6 protein-coding genes are annotated in these 4103 nt (G+C 62.1%); 4 read left to right on the top strand and 2 right to left on the bottom strand.

The features are described 5' to 3' along the window. Both mutY and ABYM29_RS15070 read right to left on the bottom strand, forming a co-directional pair. Window positions 1-834: A/G-specific adenine glycosylase (gene mutY / locus ABYM29_RS15075; protein ID WP_372865615.1), on the bottom strand; the 834-nt coding region annotated here is incomplete at its 3' end. After that, entirely contained in the window at window positions 827-1228 is a 402-nt protein-coding gene (locus ABYM29_RS15070) for an acetyl-CoA sensor PanZ family protein (RefSeq protein WP_372865614.1), read from the bottom strand. The genes mutY and ABYM29_RS15070, both read right to left, overlap by 8 nt. 81 nt (window positions 1229-1309) lie before the next feature. Between ABYM29_RS15070 and hisB the strand changes: the two genes are divergently transcribed. The 4 genes from hisB to hisF all read left to right on the top strand — a co-directional run. Continuing rightward, the gene (gene hisB, locus ABYM29_RS15065) at window positions 1310-1903 is read left to right on the top strand and encodes an imidazoleglycerol-phosphate dehydratase HisB (protein ID WP_372865613.1); all 594 of its coding nucleotides are present in this window, start codon (window positions 1310-1312) and stop codon (window positions 1901-1903) included. A gap of 27 nt (window positions 1904-1930) precedes the next feature. Further along, on the top strand, window positions 1931-2596 hold the full coding sequence (gene hisH, locus ABYM29_RS15060) for an imidazole glycerol phosphate synthase subunit HisH (RefSeq protein WP_372865612.1): 666 nt from the start codon (window positions 1931-1933) through the stop codon (window positions 2594-2596). Window positions 2597-2617: 21 nt separating this feature from the next. Next, on the top strand, window positions 2618-3349 hold the full coding sequence (gene hisA / locus ABYM29_RS15055; RefSeq protein ID WP_372865611.1) for a 1-(5-phosphoribosyl)-5-[(5-phosphoribosylamino)methylideneamino]imidazole-4-carboxamide isomerase: 732 nt from the start codon (window positions 2618-2620) through the stop codon (window positions 3347-3349). Window positions 3350-3377: 28 nt separating this feature from the next. After that, a partial coding sequence (gene hisF, locus ABYM29_RS15050; protein ID WP_372865610.1) for an imidazole glycerol phosphate synthase subunit HisF occupies window positions 3378-4103 on the top strand: 726 nt, incomplete at its 3' end.

Genomic DNA, 4103 nt, shown 5'->3' with positions numbered 1-4103 from the left:
TTGGCGGTCGAGGTAGTCGGCAATGTCGCCGTCGCTGTCCAGTTCCGGCAGGCTCCACAGTCCGCCCCAAATACCGCTGTCGGGGCGTTTTTCCAGCAGGATTTCACCGGCCGGGTTTTGAATCAGCAGCATCTGGGTGGTTTTTACCGGCAGCACTTTGCGCGGTTTTTTGCCCGGGTAGTCGGCTTGGCGAGCCATCGCCTTGGCCTTGCAGTCTTCGCTCACTGGGCATTGTGCGCAGTCGGGTTTGCTGCGCCGGCACAGGGTGGCGCCCAGATCCATTATCGCCTGGGTGTAGTCGGCGGCGCGCTGCGCGGGCGTGTAGCGCTCGGCCAGCTGCCACAGTTGCTGTTCCACCTCGCGCTTGCCGGGCCAGCCGGCGACGGCGTCGTGGCGGCTGAGTACCCGTTTGACATTGCCGTCTAATATCGCGGCGCTGCCGCCGCAGGCAATACTGACGATGGCGGCGGCGGTGGAGCGGCCGATGCCGGCCAGCGCCTGAATATCGTCCTGCTGGCGGGGGAATTTGCCGCCGTGCTGGTCGACGATGGTGTTGGCGGCCTTGTGCAGATTGCGGGCGCGGGCGTAGTAGCCCAGTCCCGTCCACAGCGCCAACACCTCGTCGGGCGCGGCGCTGGCTAGCGCCTGCACAGTGGGAAAGCGCGCCATAAAGCGTTGGTAATAGGGAATAACGGTATTTACCTGGGTCTGCTGCAGCATGATCTCCGACACCCACACCCGGTAGGGGTTGATGTCTTGCTGCCAGGGCAGGTCTTTGCGGCCGTGTTGGTCAAACCAGGTGAGCAGGCGCTGGCTGAAGCTCGACTCAGTCACGCGGCGGGCGCTGCCACTGCCAGTTGGCGCCGTTGTCGACAAAGCGCATTTCGGTGAGCAGGCTGGCCAGCTCCGGCGCGCTGCGAATGTCGGCGCAGATGCTGCTCAGGTCGTCGGGCAGGTCTTTCAGGCACTGAATCACCAGCTGGCGGGCCACGCCGCGGCGGCGGGTGATGTCGCGCACGGTCAGGCGGGCCATCTGGTAGTCGCCGTTGTGAATGCGAGTCAGGGTCAGGGCGGCGATCAGCGCGCCGTTAAAGCGGCCGCCAATCAAGTGCAGTTGGTGTTTTTGCGCGGCGGCAATCAGCTTGTCGCCCTCGTCGCCATAGAGTTTTGCCAGGTCTTGGCGGTCCTGAGCTGAGGGTTCGACAATGTATTCGGAATATACAGGCATTTATCCGCACTCTGCTGGCTGTAATACGGGTCGGGATTTTTTATAATGGTCTATTGTACGCAATCTTCAGTAGAGACGTCGATGACAGAGCGCAAGGCGAGTATCAGCCGCAACACCCTGGAAACACAAATTACCGTCAGTGTGAATCTGGATGGCACCGGCCAGTCCAGCTTCGAGACCGGCGTGCCGTTTCTCGACCACATGATGGACCAGATCGCCCGCCACGGCATGATCGATCTGGCAGTGAAGGCCAAGGGCGATCTGCATATCGACGACCACCACACGGTGGAAGACATCGGTATTACCCTCGGCCAGGCCTTTGCCGAGGCGGTGGGCGACAAAAAGGGCATCAATCGTTACGGCCACGCCTATGTGCCGCTGGACGAGGCCCTGTCGCGGGTGGTGATCGACTTTTCTGGCCGCCCCGGCCTGGAATACCACGTGCCCTATACCCGCGCCAGCGTCGGCGGCTTTGATGTCGACCTGTTTTCCGAGTTTTTCCACGGCTTTATCAATCACGCCAAAGTGACCCTGCATATCGACAACCTGCGCGGCACCAATACCCACCACCAGGCCGAAACCGTGTTCAAGGCCTTTGGCCGCGCGCTGCGGATGGCGCTGTCGGTGGACGAGCGTATGGCGGGTATTACCCCGTCGACCAAGGGCTGCCTGTAAGGCTCTGCTGTTTAAGGTTTTTCTGATATGAGTAAATCTACCGTTGCGGTGATTGATTACGGCATGGGCAATTTGCACTCGGTGGCCAGCGCCCTGCAAAAAGTGGGCGACGGCGTGACCGTGCAGGTGACTGACTGCCCGGACACCATCTTTGCCGCCGACCGCATTATCTTTCCCGGTGTCGGCGCCATTCGCGACTGCATGGCCGAGCTGAAAAGCCGCGGCCTCGACGACGTGGTGCAGGAAGTGTCGGCTAGCAAGCCGATGCTGGGCATTTGCGTGGGCATGCAGGCGCTGATGGAAAGCAGCGAAGAAAACGGCGGGGTGGAGTGCCTCGACGTGCTGCCCGGTCAGGTGAAGTTCTTTGGCAAAGACCTGCGCGACACCGATGGCGAGCGCCTGAAGGTGCCGCATATGGGCTGGAACACCGTCAGCCAGCGCATCGACCACCCGCTGTGGGAAGGCATTGCCGACAACAGCCGCTTCTACTTTGTGCACAGCTACTACATCGACGCGCCGGACTACGTGGCCGCCACCGCCCAGTACGGGGTGGAGATTCACGCCGCGCTGAGCTGCGAAAACGTGTTTGCCGTGCAGTTCCACCCGGAAAAAAGCGGTGAAACTGGACTGCGTCTGCTGAGTAATTTTCTTCGCTGGGACGGCGGTCAGCCGATCTTCCGGCCCGTATCCTAAGCGCTATCAGGTTTTAATATTATGTTGATGATTCCCGCGATCGATTTGAAAGACGGCCACTGCGTGCGCCTGCGCCAGGGTGAAATGGGCGATGCCACCGTCTACGGCAGCGACCCGGTAGAAATGGCCGCGCGCTGGGTAGAGCAGGGCGCCCGCCGCCTGCATCTGGTCGACCTGAACGGCGCCTTTGACGGCAAGCCGGTCAACGGCGACGCGGTGATGGCCATTGCCAAAGCCTACCCCGAACTGCCCATTCAAATTGGCGGCGGCATTCGCTCGCTGGCCACCATCGAGCAATACCTCGATGCCGGCGTGAACTACGTGATTATCGGCACCAAGGCAGTGAAAGAGCCCGCCTTTGTTACCGAGGCCTGCAAGGCCTTTCCCGGCGCGGTGATTGTCGGTCTGGATGCCAAAAACGGCCTAGTGGCCACCGACGGCTGGGCCGAGGTGTCCAATATTCAGGCCACCGAACTGGCCAAGCGCTACGAGCAGGACGGCGTGTCGTCGATTGTTTACACCGACATCGCCCGCGACGGCATGATGCAGGGCGTCAACGTCGAGGCCACCGTGGCCATGGCCCGCGCCTCGGGCCTGAAAGTGATCGCCTCGGGCGGCGTGACCAATATGGACGACATCCGCGCGCTGAAGGCGGTGGCCGACGCCGGCATTTTGGGCGCCATTACCGGCCGCGCCATTTACGAAGGCGAGCTGGATCTGGCTGAAGCCCAGCGTTACTGCGACGGCGAATAAGCCGCGACAAAGTTTAGAGGTAAGAGCGATGGCACTGGCAAAACGCATTATTCCCTGTCTGGATGTGGACAAAGGCCGCGTGGTAAAAGGCGTGAACTTCGTCGGCATTCGCGACGCCGGTGACCCGGTAGAAATCGCCAAGCGCTACAACGAGCAGGGCGCCGACGAGATCACCTTTCTCGACATTACCGCCACCCACGAAGGCCGCGAAACCACCGTACACACCGTGGAGCAAATCGCCGCCGAAGTGTTTATTCCGCTGACCGTCGGTGGCGGCATTCGCGAAATCAAAGACATTCGCACCATGCTCAACGCCGGTGCCGACAAAGTGGCGATCAACTCCGCCGCCATTCACAACCCCGAGTTCGTGCGCGAAGCCGCCGAGCGCTTTGGCTCGCAGTGCATTGTTATCGCCATCGACGCCAAGCGCGTGGCCGACGATGCCGACGGCAGCCCGCGCTGGGAAATCTTCACCCACGGCGGCCGCAAGCCCACCGGCATCAACGCGGTGGAGTGGGCGGTCAAAATGACCGAATTCGGCGCCGGCGAAGTGCTGCTCACCAGCATGGACGGCGACGGCACCAAGGCCGGATACGACCTCGCCCTGACCCGCGCCGTGGCCGACGCGGTTTCCGTGCCGGTCATCGCCTCTGGCGGCGTGGGCACCCTGCAGCACCTTGTGGAAGGGGTTACCGAAGGCCGCGCCGACGCGGTACTGGCCGCCAGCATCTTCCACTTCGGCGAGCACAGCGTG

Origin of the sequence: Spongiibacter sp. (assembly GCF_041602295.1) — a bacterium.
Classification (GTDB): domain Bacteria; phylum Pseudomonadota; class Gammaproteobacteria; order Pseudomonadales; family Spongiibacteraceae; genus Spongiibacter.
The sequence above is the reverse complement of the archived record's forward strand: the minus strand, read 5'-3'. Positions and strand labels throughout refer to the sequence as shown.

Coding starts and splice junctions, on each gene's coding strand:
- ABYM29_RS15070 (WP_372865614.1), bottom strand. CDS start 1,228: ATGCCTGTATATTCCGAATACATTGTCGAACCCTCAGCTCAGGACCGC.
- hisB (WP_372865613.1), top strand. CDS start 1,310: ATGACAGAGCGCAAGGCGAGTATCAGCCGCAACACCCTGGAAACACAA.
- hisH (WP_372865612.1), top strand. CDS start 1,931: ATGAGTAAATCTACCGTTGCGGTGATTGATTACGGCATGGGCAATTTG.
- hisA (WP_372865611.1), top strand. CDS start 2,618: ATGTTGATGATTCCCGCGATCGATTTGAAAGACGGCCACTGCGTGCGC.